This window comes from Rothia nasimurium (genome assembly GCF_035916755.1).
In the GTDB taxonomy this organism is placed as follows: Bacteria; Actinomycetota; Actinomycetes; order Actinomycetales; family Micrococcaceae; genus Rothia.
This window is the reverse complement of the sequence record NZ_JAYWIX010000006.1, coordinates 159,193-173,564: the sequence shown is the minus strand read 5'-3', so window position 1 is coordinate 173,564 and position 14,372 is coordinate 159,193. Positions and strand designations below refer to the sequence as shown.

Below are 14,372 nucleotides of genomic sequence, written 5' to 3'. Positions count from 1 at the left end.
AAATAGGGTCACTTGAAGCCCCCGAACCTTTTTGCCACAGTAGCGGCATGGAACTCAACCTCTCACACATCTGTTCAGCGATGCACACTCACCGTGAACTCAAAGAATCGGGCATGAGTAACAACCTCATCAGTGCGAAGCACCGTAGAGGCGAGCTTATACGCCTGACCCGCGGGGTCTATCTCAAAGGTGATATCGCACGACACTGCACAGGCAGCGACCGAGCCAAAGCTGTGACGGTAGCCCTGCAAAAAACCCGCCCCACAGCCGTAGTGAGTCATCAGTCAGCCGCCCTGCTGTGGGGTGCTCCGCTGATGGCCCTACCCCCTAAAGTGCACCTCTCCCTCTTGGGTATCAATAAGTCGGGGCACCCGCAGGCAATCCTGCATAGCCATAAGGTAAAAGAATGCTCCCTGGCTACTGATTTAGGCGGAGTTAAAGTCACGAACCCGCTCACAACCGTCATAGACTGCGGAAAAACCATGCCTCTGCAGGAGTCGCTAGCTATCGCAGATTTCTTTTTAAAACACGGGAATCTTGAACTCAACACTGCGCGAGAAGAGCTCGAACACTGTGAGGGGCGAGGCTCCCAGAAATTACGTGTTGTGGCTGCGCTGATGAGCCCGCTGAGCGAGTCCCCTCTAGAATCTTTTGCCAGGCTTCGCTTCTATCAAGGAGGTATCGAACAGCCTGTTCAACAGTTTGAAATCGTTACCCCGTCCGGGCGCCTGTGCCGTGCTGATTTTGCCTGGCCCCACCTCAAGCTGCTTCTTGAGGTGGACGGTCTGCATAAGTACTACGGAGCCTACCGGGCAACCGATGAGCAGTTACGCAATGATGCGCTGCGGCAACGGGAACTAGAACTGGCGGGGTGGACGGTTATCCGTGCCACCTGGGGTGACCTGGCACAGCGCCCGGAACTGTTGATCTCGAGATTGCGTCACCTCGGCGTCCGGGTAACAGGCCAATGACCCTACTCTTTCTCTCATGACCCTAGGGATTATCTCGGGGTGAAGAGAGAAAGAATAGGGTGGACGCCGCTAGGAGGTTCCGTACTGGTCGCGGGCCAGGCGGGCGATATGAATCGTCAGATAGGTCAGCTCATCATCGGTCAGGTTCTGCTCCAGATGCATCTCAAGCACCAGCTTTACCTTCACCGCCGCAGCAAAGGCGCGGGGATGGGCGTCCTTCAAACTCTCAAGGAGCAGGGGGACGCTGGTGCCCGCGTCCGTGGTTTGGGCAGCGCCCGCGCGCACAAAGAGATAGCGCAGATGCGTGACGAAACGGGCAGCGCTCATCAATGACCGGTCCACCGGGCCGCCAAAGCCGGCCCCAATCACCTCAAAAATCTGGGCAAAGACCTCGGTCATGCGGTAGGTACCGCCCATATCTTCCGAGGCAAACTGCGAATTCACCAGGTGCATGGCCAGGGGGATCGCCTCAATCTCAGGCAGCTCAATCCCCAGACGCTCCTTGACTAGCTCCAGTGCCCGGTGGCCAAATCGGACCTCCTGCGGGTAGAGCTGAGACACCTCCAGAGCCAGCGGGTAATCCACCGCCAGCCCCTCGCGGGCCCGAACCACCGCATAACTAATATGGTCAGCCACCGGAACAATAAAGGAATGGGAAATGGTAATACCCTCGGCCTTAACCAAAAACTCAAGCTCGGTGGCCAGGCCCAGAATCTCAGAGGGAATCTTCGCCAGCGACCCCGCCAGAGTCTCATCGGGAGTGCCGTGCTCCGGCACGAAGGTCTGCTCAATGAGGGTGGGGTCAACCATATCGCCCTTGCGCTTACCAAACGCTAAGCCGCGACCGATAACCACCATCTGCTCGCCCGTATAGGCCTGAGCCAGAGCCACATTGTTGTTATAAATACGTGAAATGCGCAACGTGACCCCCTTTTGTCTCAGACACACAAACGCGCGAATATCCTTACCAGTCTACCGACCCGCCGCCACCCGCGGGCCCCACGCGCCCGCAACCTGCCCAATAAAGAGGAGTAAACTAAGCCTTTCGTACAAATAGAGAATTACCCGAACCTATGAACTCAACACCCACTAAATCATCACCGCTCATCAGCATCGTGGTCACAGCCCTCATGCTGTTCTCCATGTTCTTCGGCGCAGGCAACCTCATCTTCCCCGCCATGCTCGGTGCAGAAGCCGGTGAAAACTTCACCCCCGCCATCACAGGCTTCCTGGTGACCGGCGTCCTCATGCCTATCTTGGCTGTTATCGCCCTCGCCGTCACCGGCCGCGATCTGCAAGATTTGGCGGGCCGCGGCGGAAAAATCTTCGCCCTGCTCTTCCCGCCCCTGGTCTACCTCTCCATCGGCGCCCTCTACGCCCTGCCGCGCACCGGCACCGTCAGCTACGCCATGGCGGTAGACCCCTACCTGTCGGTGGACGGCATGGTGCCCACCCTTATCTTCTCTGCCGTCTTCTTTGGAGTCTCCTACCTGCTGGCCATGAACCCCACCGGCATCGTTGACAGCCTGGGCAAGTACCTGACCCCCGCCCTGGTAATCCTGCTGGGCGTGCTAGTCGTCATGAGCTTCATTACCCTGCGTACCCCCTCGGCCGCACCGACTGAAGACTACGCCAGCGGCGCTTTTGCCACCGGCTTCGTCAACGGCTACATGACCATGGACTCTCTAGCTGGCCTAGCCTTCGGCATCATCGTGATTGCCTCCCTGCGCGAAAAGGGCATCAGCGGACGCACCGAAATGCTCCGTAGCGTCGCCCTGGCAGGCGGTATTGCCGGCGTACTGCTGGGTGCGGTCTACCTGGGCCTGGGCTACATTGGCGAGCACATCGCGGACGGCCAGGGCTACAAGGACGGCGCAGCCCTGCTCACCGACGCCGCAGCCCAGACTATGGGCGGCCCCGGCGCCGTCGTCTTCGGCCTCATCGTGCTGCTGGCCTGCCTGACCACCTCGGTGGGTCTCATCGGTGCGACCAGCTCCTTCTTCAATAAGCTGGTCCCCTCGGTCTCCTACCGCACCTGGGCTATCATCTTCACCCTGATTGCCTTCGTGCTTGCGTCCTTCGGCCTTGAAGGGTTGATGAGCTTCGCCATTCCCATCATCACCACCCTTTACCCGCCGGCCCTGACCCTGGTCGTCCTTACCCTCCTTGAGGCCGCCCTGCGTGCGCCCTGGATGAACCTCACCCACCGCTTCGCCCTGCTGGTTTCGGTCGTGTGGGCCCTGCTCATGACCCTTAACTCCCAGGGTCTTGGCTCAAACGTCATCGAGCCCCTCATCGGCTGGGCACCCGCTCACGCTTACGATCTGGGTTGGTTCGTTCCCACCCTGGTTGCCGCCCTCATCGGCGCCGCTATCGACCTGGTACAGCACCGCCGCGCGTCCGCCCGCTAAGTCGGGCACCGTACCCGCCCCTGTGTGAGGGCAAAAAGAAAGGGTCTTGCTCCCGCATCTGCGGGGCAAGACCCTTTGCTGTAGAGAGGCCCGCGCTGAGGGGAACCACAACCATCAACGCGAGCCCGTCTAACGAGTTGCGAGGTGGTTCATTCAACTCAAACTTAGAAAGCCTCTAGGCAACCCGTCATAAAGTTTCTTCAAAAATAAACAATTGACAGCCTGCTCAAAACTCTACCCGATGAAGCTAAGGAAATAAACCCGCGGTGCTCATAAAGGCAGGTCTTTGTGAAACATTACATCTCTGTGTCATCCCACTGACACTAAATGTTCTCTCACTTGCTCATACAAGACAGACCCACACCCGGCTTGCTCCCGCTCACACACGCATAAGAATCGCCTGTGAAAACAGCCCCCAAAGACCCCAAATAGCGGTCAAGGTACCCCTAAACTCCCGCTGTTAGCTACCCTTAGAAGTATGAGCAGCACAGCAACCGATATCGCCAAGAACCTTCCGGCCCTTGAACACCCCGACGGGTCGCCCATCCGCGCCCTCGTGGTAGACGATGAGCGCATGCTCGAAGAGCTGGTCAGTGTGGCACTCAAAATGATTGGCTGGGAGGTCAAATCAGCGGGTGAGGGCCCCGCAGCCCTGGCTATCGCCCGTGACTGGCGCCCCGACGTCCTCGTGCTCGACATCATGATGCCCGGCTTCGACGGTGTCGAGCTGCTCTCCCGCATCCGCAAGCTCTACCCAGAGGTGCCCTGCCTCTTCCTCACCGCCAAAGACTCCGTGGACGACCGCATCGTCGGCCTGGCCGCCGGCGCCGACGACTACGTCACCAAGCCCTTCTCCATGGAAGAGGTCATTATCCGCCTGCACCGCCTGGTGCAGCGCTCCGGTGTAGCAGCAGCCAACGACGCTGAACTCGTAGTCGGCGACCTGGTGCTCAACCAGGACACCCGCGAAGTCACCCGCGGCGGTGAAGAAATCCAGCTCACCGCAACCCAGTTCGACCTGCTGCGCTACCTCATGGAAAACGCTAAGCGTGTGGTCTCTAAGGCCCAGATTCTCGATAACGTCTGGAACTACGACTTCGGCGGCCAGGCCAATATCGTGGAACTCTACATCTCCTACCTGCGCAAAAAGATTGACGCGGGTCGTGAACCCATGATTCATACCGTGCGCGGCGCAGGCTACGTCATTAAACCCGCCAACCAGTAGGGCTCATGGCAGTATCTTCACAGCCTGCGGGCAGCCCTGCGCCCGTTTCGGGGCAGGAGCAAGCCCAGGACGCAGCCCCCACCGGGCTGCGCACCGCCCCCCACCTGCGCACCAAGCTCATCGCTATTCTGGTGACCATGCTGGGCATCGCCTGCCTCATCATCGGTGTTTCCAGCTACTGGGCACTCTCTAGCTCCCTGATGGAACGCGCCTACGGTCAGCTCGATGAAGCAGCCCACCGTGCTGTGGCTTTCAAGCCCGGTGGCATAGGGGGTCAAACTGGTGAAGCGGAAGCAGATGGCTGCCAGCAGTTCGACGGTCGCACCACTCTTGATGCTCCCGGCCAGGGCCCCGGCACCCTGAGCCTCTGCACCGCCAACGGCCAAACTGTGGTGGCGGGCATGCTCGACTCGGTCGGCTCCACCCAGACCCTCAGCGAGGCCGACCAACAGACCCTGCTGGCGCTTTCTACCTCTGATGGCACCGTTGAAGTAGACCTAGAGGTGGGTGAATATCTGGTTGTCATGCAGGATAACCCGGTCAGCGAGGGCGTCATCGTCACCGGTGTACCCCTGGCAGAAACCCGCCGCACCCTCGCTGTGCTGGTAGCTGTGATCGCTGCTGGCTCGGTTGCCGTGATGATCGGTGCCGGTGTGCTGGGCTCCTGGATTATCCGCCGCACCATGCAACCCCTTGAGCGGGTCTCACAGGTCGCAGCAGGCGTCGCCCACATGGACTTGGCCCTCGAAACCCTGCCCGAGGCCACCCGCGTACAGCCCGCGGACGCCCACCCCGGCGACGAAGTAGGCGCGGTGGGGTACGCCCTCAACCAGCTTCTAGACAACGTACAGTCGGCCCTCGAAGCGCGCTCGCGCACCGAAGAGCAGATGCGGGTATTCGTGGCGGACGCCTCCCACGAGCTGCGGACGCCCCTGGCGGCTATCAAGGGTTATGCGGATATGATTCGCTGGACCGAAACCCTCACCGACCAGGGTAAGATTTCCCTAGAGCGCGTGAACTCGCAGACCGAACGCATGTCGCGCCTGGTCGACGACCTGCTTCTGCTGGCCCGCTTGGATGAGGGGCGCGAGCCCGAGATGACCGAGGTAGACCTGACCGAACTACTGGTAGAAAACGTCATGGACCTGCAGGTGGCAGCCCCCTCTCATATCTGGCAGCTCAACCTGCCCGAGGACGTGGTGGAGGTGCGCGGCGATCGCTCTCAGCTGCAGCAGGTGCTGCTGAACCTGCTGTCGAATGCCCGGAAACACACGGATGAGGGCACCACGGTGACCGCATCCCTGTCGATTTCTGCCAGCGGCCGCGAGGCCATCATGAGCGTGAGTGACAACGGCCCCGGCATTGCCCCCGAGTTCAAGAGCAAGATCTTCGACCGCTTTACGCGGGCGGACGCTGCCCGCTCCGGCTCCGACGGCACCACCGGGCTGGGCCTTCCCATCGCCAAGGCCATCGTGGAAGCCCACGGGGGGTCTATCGATGTGGTTTCCCGCCCCGGCCGTACCGATTTTACGGTGCGTCTGCCCCTGCTGGCGGCGTAGGCTGGGGGAATGACCCCTACATTCCGCGCTACCTGGCTCGTCTTTCTGGGCGGTGGAGCAGGTGCCCTGGCGCGGGCCCTGCTCCTGGCTGCCTTTCCCGTCTCTGGCACCCTGCCCGTAACCGTGCTGGTGGTGAACTGGGTAGGTGCCTTCCTGCTGGCTCTCTTGACGGGTGCCCTGCTTGCCGCTGCCCCGGGAGGGGCTTTATCTGCTCGTGCTGAGGATCTCCGTCTTACGCTGGGCACCGGCTTTCTTGGCGGGTTCACCACCTATTCCACCTTTGCCCTCGCCCTGGCTCAGCTGGCCCTGGATGGGCACTGGGGGGTGGCTGCTGCCTATGCCCTGCTTTCGCTGGTTGGTGGCTATCTGCTGGCCTGGGGCGGTTGGCAGTTCGGAGGCAGATGGGGGAGGCGTGGACGCCCGCCCCACGCCGGTAGGCCAGCTCGTGGAACGGGGGAGTAGGGTATGGTCTATCTTTTAGTCTTTCTCGCCGGTGGCGCAGGCGCAGCCCTGCGCCTGTGGGTTGATGCCTGGGGTAAGGCCCTCACATCAAGGCTCTGGCAAGTATCTATGCCGCTAGGGACATTCTTTATTAATGTCACCGGGTCTTTTCTTCTGGGCTGTCTCACCGGCCTTCTCGCTGCCCATATCACGCCTATTCCCGGTGTGGAAAATTTTGTAATTACAGAAAATCTCACCGTTATTCTGGGAGTGGGCTTCTTAGGTGGCTACACCACTTTCTCCACCGCCCTGCTCGAAACCCTACGAGCCCCCGGCAAGCTGGCCACCGGCGTCCTTGCCCTCGGCCAGCTCCTTGCCGCAACCCTCGCTGCCTTGGCTGGTCTCGCCCTAGGTCTACTCCCCTAGCCTCGGGGTGGTTTTCAGCCTTTCTCTGTAAAGACCCAGCTAAGGCCGGTACACTCAATCACTCAGATACCTGTTGACGTATAAGGCTATGCGGTACTACTTCTACTTCTCGATTCCCGTGCTCCAGCAGGCGCTTTCCCTCTGGGCCCTGCTTATGGTTTTTGTGGTGCCCACCCTCTGGTGGTTTGGCCGCCACCTGCCCGCCCGCAGGCTCCTGCGCCGCATTGCCGCTACGGGCGTCCTGGTGCTCTACGCTACCGGAGTCATCGCCTACACCTTCCTGCCCCTGCCCGATAACGATTCCTTCGTCTGCCCCGATGGCTGGGGCAGTACCTACCCCCGCTTCTTCCTGGGCTGGAGTATCGAATTCGCTATTGCAGCCAACGACGGCCTGCTCGGCGCTATCTTCTCTATCTACGTGCTGCAGATGCTGCTGAATGTGCTGCTCTTTGTACCCTTTGGGGTTTTGGCCCGCTGGCGCTGGGGAGCTAGCTTCCGTACCGTTCTCTTCGCGGCTTTTGGAACCTCTCTCGCGATTGAGCTGACCCAGCTGACCGGTATCTGGGGCTACTATGACTGCGCTATCCGCACCTTCGATGCCGAAGACATTTTCAACAACACCCTGGGTGCTGTCCTTGGCTGGGGTGCCCTTGCCACCTGGCAGTATCGTCATACCCTGCCGGGGCAGCTGCGCCGCCTCTTCGGGCGCTAGTGGGGCGGGTGCGTCCGCCCCTAGAATCCCCGCGGACGCCCGCCCAACAGCCTCCCTGTCTTGGCAGGTGAACGCGCTGGTGGGAGCTTGGTCACATCCCCTGAAAAAGAGGGCGATAAACCGCTTAAGTGTTAGAGCACTTTTACCCCTAAGCCTTGCCGTCAAAAACCCAATTATTCACACTTAAACCCAAGTGAAGCAAACTATGGGCTGAAGGGTCCGGCACCCGCCGGGGCATACTGGCCCCCGACACTTGTGGAGAAACACGTGAACACTATCAGTCCCTACTTAGCCGAATTCCTAGGCACCATGATTATGGTGACCATCGGCTGCGGCGTCATTGCCACCGTCGAACTACGCCGCTCCAAGGGCCACGGCGACAACTTCTTTACCATCGCCTTCGGCTGGGGCTTTGCCGTCGCCTTCGGCGTCTACGCCTCCCACGCCTACTCCGGTGGCCACCTCAACCCCGCCGTCTCTATCGGCCTGGCCGCCTACGGGGAGTTCGACTGGGCCATGGTGCCCGGCTACATTCTCGCCCAGGTCGCTGGGGCCATGGTGGGTGCGGGCTTCGTCTTCCTCAACTACCTGCCCCACTGGAAAGCCACCGCAGACCGTAAAATCAAGCTCGGTGCTTTCGCCACCGTGCCCGCTATTCACAACTACTTCACTAATGCCCTCTCCGAAATCATCGGCACCTTCCTGCTGGTCTTCTCAGCCCTCTACGTGGGCGTGAACTTCACCCCCGTGCTCGAAGGCTCGGCCCTGGCGCTCAACCTGAATCACGTGCTCAAGCCCCTGGCCTTTGGTTTCTTGGTCACCGTGCTCGTGATTGGCCTGGGTGGCCAGACCGGCTTTGCCCTTAACCCTGCCCGCGACTTTGGCCCCCGCCTCATGCACGCCCTGCTGCCTATTCACGGTAAGGGAAGTTCCCGCTGGTACTACGCCTGGGTGCCGGTGTGCGCCCCCATCGCCGGTGGCATGATGGGTGGATCCTTCTTCAAGCTCTACTATGACGGCCAGTTCTCACTCTTCCAGGTGGTCGGTGTTGTACTGGCTGTGGCTGTACTCGGGTTCGGTCTGTGGGCTAACAAGCACATGTACCGGTCTAAGTCGGCTGAGGTGCTACCCCAGAGCGAGGACACCGAGGCTACCGCCGCGTCCGCCGCCGCCACCTACGTGCCCACCGGCCAGCTGCCGGTCGTGCAGAAGCGGGCCTTCTGGGAGTAGTCCCCACTGGGTGCTGTGCAGATTTCTTGGGCTGTGTGCAGGGTTTTCTCTGCACACAGCCCAAAAAGTCTGCACCGACCGGCTCTAGGCGCGGTCTTGTAGGTCGCTCCAGGGCTGGGTACGGCTCAACAGGTGGAGCTTGACAGTGTAGCCCGCACCCAGTTCGCTGGTGAGGGTATCGCACAGTCTCTCCCCCAGCTGCCGCCAGGCCCGGATTTTGGGGCTGGCGAGGTCTTCCGGGTCCAATTCCAGGTCTTCCCAAAGGCTGGCCCATTTGCCCAGTAACTGCCGGGTGGACGGGGCCAGCTTAAGGTCCTCAGCCGGCTTTCCCTCATCGGCGTACCAGAGGGGGAAGAACTCTCCCCAGTCATTGGCAAGGGCCAGGTGCACGGTTTCTGAATGCGGTCCGATACGCCACTGCGTTACCGGGGGTAGGCCGGGCTCCTCGTAGAGATCCCGGTGAATCGCCCGCACCAGGGGTTCTAGGGCGGAGGCGGCGCGGACGTCCGCCACCTCGTATTTGCCCCTGGTAAAGGGGAGGTTTGTCTGGGCCCCTACCAGCGGGGAGCCATAGACGATATCCCAGTTGCCGCTGCGCTGAACATACAGGGTCATGCTGTTGAGCCAACTCAGTTTCAGTGCCCAGCAATCGGTATCGGTGCTGGCCACACAACGTAAGGTGGCGGGCTGGTAGCCCTGTTGTGCCTGGGAGTAGTCCCTATAGAACCCTGCATACCACAGGCCCTCAGGCCGTGCCCTGCTGGCGGTTGCTGCCAGACCCCGCACCGTGTCATCGGAGGGGCGGACGGGTACGAACCCCCACCAGCGCAGCGGAGAGGTGGGCAGGGCTAGGGTTACATCGACCTCGGATGTCGCCTGTGTGGCAGAGATGAGATAGGGCAGGTTGCTGCAGCAGGTTACCACCCCGGGCGTGAGTCGGGGCCAGGTCGCCGGGTAGGGTTGGTTGCCCAGTTCCCGGTTAATCAGGGCACGGACGCCCCGGCAAAAGCCAGTGAGGAGCTCTAGCTCCTCGGTGAGTTCATCACCCGTAACGACAGGCTGAAAGGTGCCCGGGCTGGCTTCGATGAGGACGGGGAGCCCCTCCCCACCGAGTAGGGGAGCCGACGAGGCGGTAATCTGCCAGGTGCCGGCGTCCTCATACTCTCCGCGCCCATCGCGATAGAGGGCACTGACCTGTACCCCCGCCACGGTGTCGGGTCGGTAGGTGACGGTAATCTTTCCCTGCCCGGGTGGCTGGTTGGGGTCCTGCTCAACCTCTCCCTGAAGATAGACCAGGAGGGAGGGCTCACCCGCCCGCTCAAGGCTGACGGGAACCGTCAGAATACCGGCCAGGGCCGGGTGTAGGCCCGGCTCTGATGGGTAGGGGATAAAGTGATATGGGGCACTCATAGGGTCCAGTTTAGATACCCGGCCCTATTCCTGGCTAGCCCACTCCAGCACCTTGAGCATGAAGCGGTCGCAGGCCTCAATCTGGCTCAGTTCAATCCACTCATTGGGGGTGTGAGCCTGGGCGATATCGCCGGGGCCGCACACCACCGCCTGCACCCCGCCGTAGAGGGCGAACTGCCCAGCCTCAGTACCGTAGGTAACCTTCTGGGCCTCCACAGAACCGGGGCGCCCCGCCCACTCGTTGGCCAGGGCAATAATCTCAGCACCGTCAGCAGTACCCAGGGCAGGGACGGCAGCCAGTAGCTCATGGGTGATACCCACGGCATCCACAAACTCGCCGGGTGCAGCGCCAGCCAGGGCCTCAGCGTCCGCTGCCCGTGCCTTGAGGGCAGGAAGAAGATCACCGGCAACCTTGGCCTCAATCTGGGTAACGACCTCGTCGGTGGTCATCTGGGGAACCGTGCGGAAGTCATACTCCAGAACCACATGCTCACCCACAATGTTGTACTGAATACCACCGCGGGCAAAGTTCACCCCGCCGGTGGAATAGGGCACCACAAAGCCCTCATCGAAGGGGCCCTCAGACAGCCAGGTACCGGCCAGCTGCTCAAAGAACGTAATAAACTCCGCCGCCGGCGCCAGGGCGTTAACCCCGTGCGGGCCCAAGGAGGCATGCTTGGCAATACCCTTGAAAGTCACCCGGCCGCGGTGGGCACCCTTATGAGCAGAAATAACCTGCATCATGGACGGTTCACCAATGACCGCAAAGTCGGGATTGATACCGCGGGCCTTGAAATCTTTGACCATGGCGGGCGCACCTACACAGCCAATTTCCTCATCGTAGGAAAAAGCGAAATGAACCGGCTTCGCCAGCTTAGCCTCAAGCAGCTGGGGAAGCAGCCACATAGCCGACCCAATAAAAGACTTCATATCCGACGACCCGCGCCCGTAAAGCTTGCCGTCCTTCACCAGGGGAGTGAAAGGGTCGGTGACCGTCCAGGCCTGGCCCTCAACCGGAACTACGTCCGTATGCCCCGACAGCACCACGCCACCGTCTGTACCACCGTCCGTGGCGGGCACAGTCACGAAGAGGTTGGCGCGCTCACCGTCCTCGCTGTAGGTGTAGTGCGGGGTCAGGCCGTGAGCCTCAAATTCAGCCGCCAGCAGGTCGAGTACGGGGCGGTTGCTGGTCTGGCTGATGGACTGCGCGGCAATAAGCTTTTCAATCCAGGGAAGAGATGCAGGGAGTGTCATAGCACCAGTCTAAAACCCCGGGCCTGCCGGGGGCGCTAGATTACAGGGCTGAGTGGTCACCCAGACCGTGGAAACGGCGGGCGTGATAGACGGTGGGGGTGGCGTTGGCATCGTGGCGGATGAAGTCGGTGACCTCAGCGGTAAAGACAACGGCAGGACCAGCATCGAGGGTACCCAGGGGGCGGACGCGCAGCACCCGGCTCACCCCGTGTAGCAGGGGCTCGCCGGTGGGTAGGCGGTCCCAGGTGGAGGTATCACCAAACTTATCGGCCTTGCTGACCGAGAAGAGTTTGGCGATCTCGATGTTATCGGCACCAATCAGGTGAATCAGGAAGGAATCAGCATCGATGATGCGGGCAGCGGAGCCAGTGCGGTCCTTGAAAGAAAAAGACACGATGGGAGGCTCAGCGGAAACCGACGACAGGGACGAGATAGTCAGGCCACCCGGCAGCCCGTCGGAGCCCTCCGCGGTGATGATGGCAACGCCTGCTGCCTGGGCGCCGAAAGCCTCGCAGAACAGTTCAGTGGCGGTCTTTTCGCTGATATTTACCTGGGTGGTCATAATCGGTTTCCTTTGTGCGGCTGCTTGGGGACTACAGCGCCGGGAGCGCTTGGTCTCAGCCTAGGACTTCGGGTGCGTCAAACCCTAGCCTTTCTCACATATTGCTCCTATGAGTAGAACTGTGACAGTGTTACGCCAACCTGCTGTAACAAAGGGTAGAAGCCGTATGTCTTGAGTGCCCCGTCCATTCGATATACAAACTAAATGGGTGCACAATAATAGACATGACAAAGGAAAACACACATCACATTGTCGTGATGGGTGTGAGCGGTACCGGTAAAACCAGCATCGCCCACGCCCTGCGCGATCAACTCGGCTGGGCCTTCATCGAAGGCGACGATCTGCACCCTGCTGAAAACATTCAGAAAATGAGTGCCGGGATTCCCCTTACCGACGAGGATCGTGCCCCCTGGCTTGCCCGCATTGCCACCTGGATTAAGGACGCGGACGCCCGCGGCGAGCGCACTGTCGTCACCTGCTCCGCCCTCAAACGCACCTACCGTGACGTGCTGCGCGAAGCCGCCCCCGGCGTCCTCTTCGTGCACCTGACGGGGGCACGCGAAACCATTGCAGAGCGCATGAAGCACCGCGAAGGCCACTTCATGCCAACCTCCCTACTCGATTCCCAGTTCGCCGCTCTCGAACCCCTCGGAGCGGATGAAGCCGGGGTGCTCGTTGATATTTCTGGTACCCCGGAACAGGTTGCAACCGCGGCACTGGCCGCCCTGCGTCCTACCCTATAAGACCCACACGAAAGCACATCAATGCCCCTTCCCGAAGACTGGGTCCAGACCCTCACCGCTGGGCCACTCCTTGCCATCGCCACCGGTGCGATCCTGCTCCTGCTCCTACTCATCATCAAGTTCAAACTCCACGCCTTCCCAGCCCTCATCATCGTCAGCCTGCTCACCGCGGTTGCCACCGGAATCCCCGTCGCCAGCGTCGTGCCCGTCATGCTCAGCGGATTCGGATCAACCCTGGCGTCCGTAGCCCTGCTCGTTGGTCTGGGCGCCATGCTCGGCGCCCTGATTCAATACTCTGGCGGTGCCCAGATACTTGCCCACAAACTCATCTCTGCCTTCGGAGAAGACCGCGCCCCCATCGCCCTCGGTGTTGCCTCCATGCTCTTTGGCTTCCCCATCTTCTTTGATGCCGGCCTGGTCGTGATGCTCCCCATCGTTTTCTCCGTTGCCCGCTGGGTTGGTGGCTCCCTCCTGCTCTACGGTATTCCCGCTGTAGGTGCATTCTCAGTTATGCACGTCTTCGTTCCGCCCCACCCCGGGCCGGTCTCAGCCGCCTCTTTCTTCGAAGCTAACGTCGGTACTCTGTTGCTGGTCTCCCTCATCATTGCGGTACCCACCTGGTACTTTGCCGTTTACCTCTTCTCAAAGTTCATCGGTAAGCGCATTGACCTGCCGGTTCCCTCTCTCATGGGTCATGAAGAAACCCAGGACGCACCCCTCAACCCGCCCTCCTTCGGCACCGTGCTCTTCGTACTGCTGCTCCCCATGGTCCTCATCTTCCTCAATACCGGTCTTAACACCCTGGCTAAGGGTGGAGTGCTGCCCGAAAGTGCAGCAGATGAAACCTGGTTCCAGACCCTGCGTCTGCTCGGCGAGACCCCCGTTGCCCTGCTCATTACCTCCCTCATTGCCATGTACCTGCTCGGCTTCAAGCGCAAGGATCACGCACTGGGTATCCAACAGACTATGGACGGCGCTCTTCCTGCTGTCTGCTCCGTCATCCTGATTACCGGCGCCGGCGGTATGTTCGGTGGCGTGCTGCGCTCCTCAGGAATTGGCGATGCGCTCGCCGATGTGCTGGGTGACCTGGGTGTTCCCCTCATCGTTGCCGGCTTCCTCATTGCCGCAATTCTGCGCGTCGCCCAGGGGTCTGCGACGGTAGCGTTGACGACTGCCGCAGGTCTGATTACCCCCGGTGTGCTGGCGGCAGACTTCAACTCTATTCAGCTTGCGGCCCTTGTGGTTTCGGTTGCGACGGGTTCTGTGGTGCTCTCTCACTTCAACGACTCAGGTTTCTGGCTAGTTAGCCGCTTCTTCAACATGGATGAAAAGACCACCCTTAAAACCTGGACGGTGATGGAAACCCTCATTGGCGTTGTGGGCTTCGCCGGTGCTGCTGCTGTGTTCAGCGTGGCAAGCCTGCTGTAA

14 protein-coding genes are annotated in these 14,372 nt (G+C 60.8%); 10 read left to right on the top strand and 4 right to left on the bottom strand.

The features are described 5' to 3' along the window. Positions 1-113 precede the first annotated feature (113 nt). Entirely contained in the window at positions 114-971 is an 858-nt protein-coding gene (locus VSX42_RS08085; protein ID WP_326503805.1) for a hypothetical protein, read from the top strand. A gap of 69 nt (positions 972-1,040) precedes the next feature. Here VSX42_RS08085 and VSX42_RS08080 read toward each other — a convergent pair whose 3' ends face one another. Beyond that, positions 1,041-1,892, bottom strand: a complete 852-nt coding sequence (locus tag VSX42_RS08080) for a PRD domain-containing protein (RefSeq protein WP_326503804.1) — start codon at positions 1,890-1,892, stop codon at positions 1,041-1,043. A gap of 152 nt (positions 1,893-2,044) precedes the next feature. On the opposite strand from VSX42_RS08080, the gene brnQ reads away from it, so the two are divergent. From brnQ to VSX42_RS08045, 7 genes are all read left to right on the top strand, one after another. Beyond that, on the top strand, positions 2,045-3,382 hold the full coding sequence (gene brnQ / locus VSX42_RS08075; RefSeq protein ID WP_326503803.1) for a branched-chain amino acid transport system II carrier protein: 1,338 nt from the start codon (positions 2,045-2,047) through the stop codon (positions 3,380-3,382). 478 nt (positions 3,383-3,860) lie between these two features. Continuing rightward, complete coding sequence (locus tag VSX42_RS08070; protein ID WP_237198245.1) at positions 3,861-4,607, top strand: response regulator transcription factor; 747 nt, start codon at positions 3,861-3,863, stop codon at positions 4,605-4,607. A 5-nt stretch (positions 4,608-4,612) separates the two neighbouring features. Further along, entirely contained in the window at positions 4,613-6,166 is a 1,554-nt protein-coding gene (locus VSX42_RS08065) for a HAMP domain-containing sensor histidine kinase (protein WP_326503802.1), read from the top strand. Positions 6,167-6,175: 9 nt separating this feature from the next. Continuing rightward, entirely contained in the window at positions 6,176-6,628 is a 453-nt protein-coding gene (locus tag VSX42_RS08060; RefSeq protein ID WP_326503801.1) for a fluoride efflux transporter FluC, read from the top strand. 3 nt (positions 6,629-6,631) lie between these two features. Next, on the top strand, positions 6,632-7,033 hold the full coding sequence (locus tag VSX42_RS08055) for a fluoride efflux transporter FluC (RefSeq protein WP_326503800.1): 402 nt from the start codon (positions 6,632-6,634) through the stop codon (positions 7,031-7,033). An 88-nt stretch (positions 7,034-7,121) separates the two neighbouring features. Then, positions 7,122-7,745, top strand: coding sequence for a VanZ family protein (locus VSX42_RS08050; protein WP_326503799.1), 624 nt, complete (start codon positions 7,122-7,124; stop codon positions 7,743-7,745). A 267-nt stretch (positions 7,746-8,012) separates the two neighbouring features. Continuing rightward, positions 8,013-8,975 (top strand): MIP/aquaporin family protein, encoded by a 963-nt coding sequence (locus VSX42_RS08045; protein WP_326503798.1) that lies wholly within the window; start codon positions 8,013-8,015, stop codon positions 8,973-8,975. A gap of 84 nt (positions 8,976-9,059) precedes the next feature. On the opposite strand, the gene VSX42_RS08040 is transcribed toward VSX42_RS08045, so the two are convergent. The 3 genes from VSX42_RS08040 to VSX42_RS08030 are packed head-to-tail and all read right to left on the bottom strand — an operon-like array spanning position 9,060 to position 12,201. After that, complete coding sequence (locus VSX42_RS08040) at positions 9,060-10,385, bottom strand: hypothetical protein (RefSeq protein ID WP_326503797.1); 1,326 nt, start codon at positions 10,383-10,385, stop codon at positions 9,060-9,062. A gap of 24 nt (positions 10,386-10,409) precedes the next feature. Then, positions 10,410-11,639 (bottom strand): acetylornithine deacetylase, encoded by a 1,230-nt coding sequence (locus VSX42_RS08035; protein ID WP_326503796.1) that lies wholly within the window; start codon positions 11,637-11,639, stop codon positions 10,410-10,412. Between the two features lie 40 nt (positions 11,640-11,679). Next, positions 11,680-12,201, bottom strand: a complete 522-nt coding sequence (locus VSX42_RS08030) for a flavin reductase family protein (protein ID WP_326503795.1) — start codon at positions 12,199-12,201, stop codon at positions 11,680-11,682. 224 nt (positions 12,202-12,425) lie between these two features. Between VSX42_RS08030 and VSX42_RS08025 the strand changes: the two genes are divergently transcribed. Further along, the gene (locus VSX42_RS08025; protein ID WP_326503794.1) at positions 12,426-12,944 is read left to right on the top strand and encodes a gluconokinase; all 519 of its coding nucleotides are present in this window, start codon (positions 12,426-12,428) and stop codon (positions 12,942-12,944) included. A 21-nt stretch (positions 12,945-12,965) separates the two neighbouring features. Beyond that, positions 12,966-14,372 (top strand): GntP family permease, encoded by a 1,407-nt coding sequence (locus tag VSX42_RS08020; RefSeq protein ID WP_326503793.1) that lies wholly within the window; start codon positions 12,966-12,968, stop codon positions 14,370-14,372.

What these genes read in the sequence shown, in the direction of transcription:
- VSX42_RS08040 (WP_326503797.1), bottom strand. Translation starts at nt 10,385, where the DNA reads ATGAGTGCCCCATATCACTTTATCCCCTACCCATCAGAGCCGGGCCTA.
- VSX42_RS08055 (WP_326503800.1), top strand. Translation starts at nt 6,632, where the DNA reads ATGGTCTATCTTTTAGTCTTTCTCGCCGGTGGCGCAGGCGCAGCCCTG.
- VSX42_RS08050 (WP_326503799.1), top strand. Translation starts at nt 7,122, where the DNA reads ATGCGGTACTACTTCTACTTCTCGATTCCCGTGCTCCAGCAGGCGCTT.
- VSX42_RS08025 (WP_326503794.1), top strand. Translation starts at nt 12,426, where the DNA reads ATGACAAAGGAAAACACACATCACATTGTCGTGATGGGTGTGAGCGGT.
- VSX42_RS08085 (WP_326503805.1), top strand. Translation starts at nt 114, where the DNA reads ATGAGTAACAACCTCATCAGTGCGAAGCACCGTAGAGGCGAGCTTATA.
- VSX42_RS08020 (WP_326503793.1), top strand. Translation starts at nt 12,966, where the DNA reads ATGCCCCTTCCCGAAGACTGGGTCCAGACCCTCACCGCTGGGCCACTC.
- brnQ (WP_326503803.1), top strand. Translation starts at nt 2,045, where the DNA reads ATGAACTCAACACCCACTAAATCATCACCGCTCATCAGCATCGTGGTC.
- VSX42_RS08030 (WP_326503795.1), bottom strand. Translation starts at nt 12,201, where the DNA reads ATGACCACCCAGGTAAATATCAGCGAAAAGACCGCCACTGAACTGTTC.
- VSX42_RS08060 (WP_326503801.1), top strand. Translation starts at nt 6,176, where the DNA reads ATGACCCCTACATTCCGCGCTACCTGGCTCGTCTTTCTGGGCGGTGGA.
- VSX42_RS08035 (WP_326503796.1), bottom strand. Translation starts at nt 11,639, where the DNA reads ATGACACTCCCTGCATCTCTTCCCTGGATTGAAAAGCTTATTGCCGCG.
- VSX42_RS08070 (WP_237198245.1), top strand. Translation starts at nt 3,861, where the DNA reads ATGAGCAGCACAGCAACCGATATCGCCAAGAACCTTCCGGCCCTTGAA.
- VSX42_RS08065 (WP_326503802.1), top strand. Translation starts at nt 4,613, where the DNA reads ATGGCAGTATCTTCACAGCCTGCGGGCAGCCCTGCGCCCGTTTCGGGG.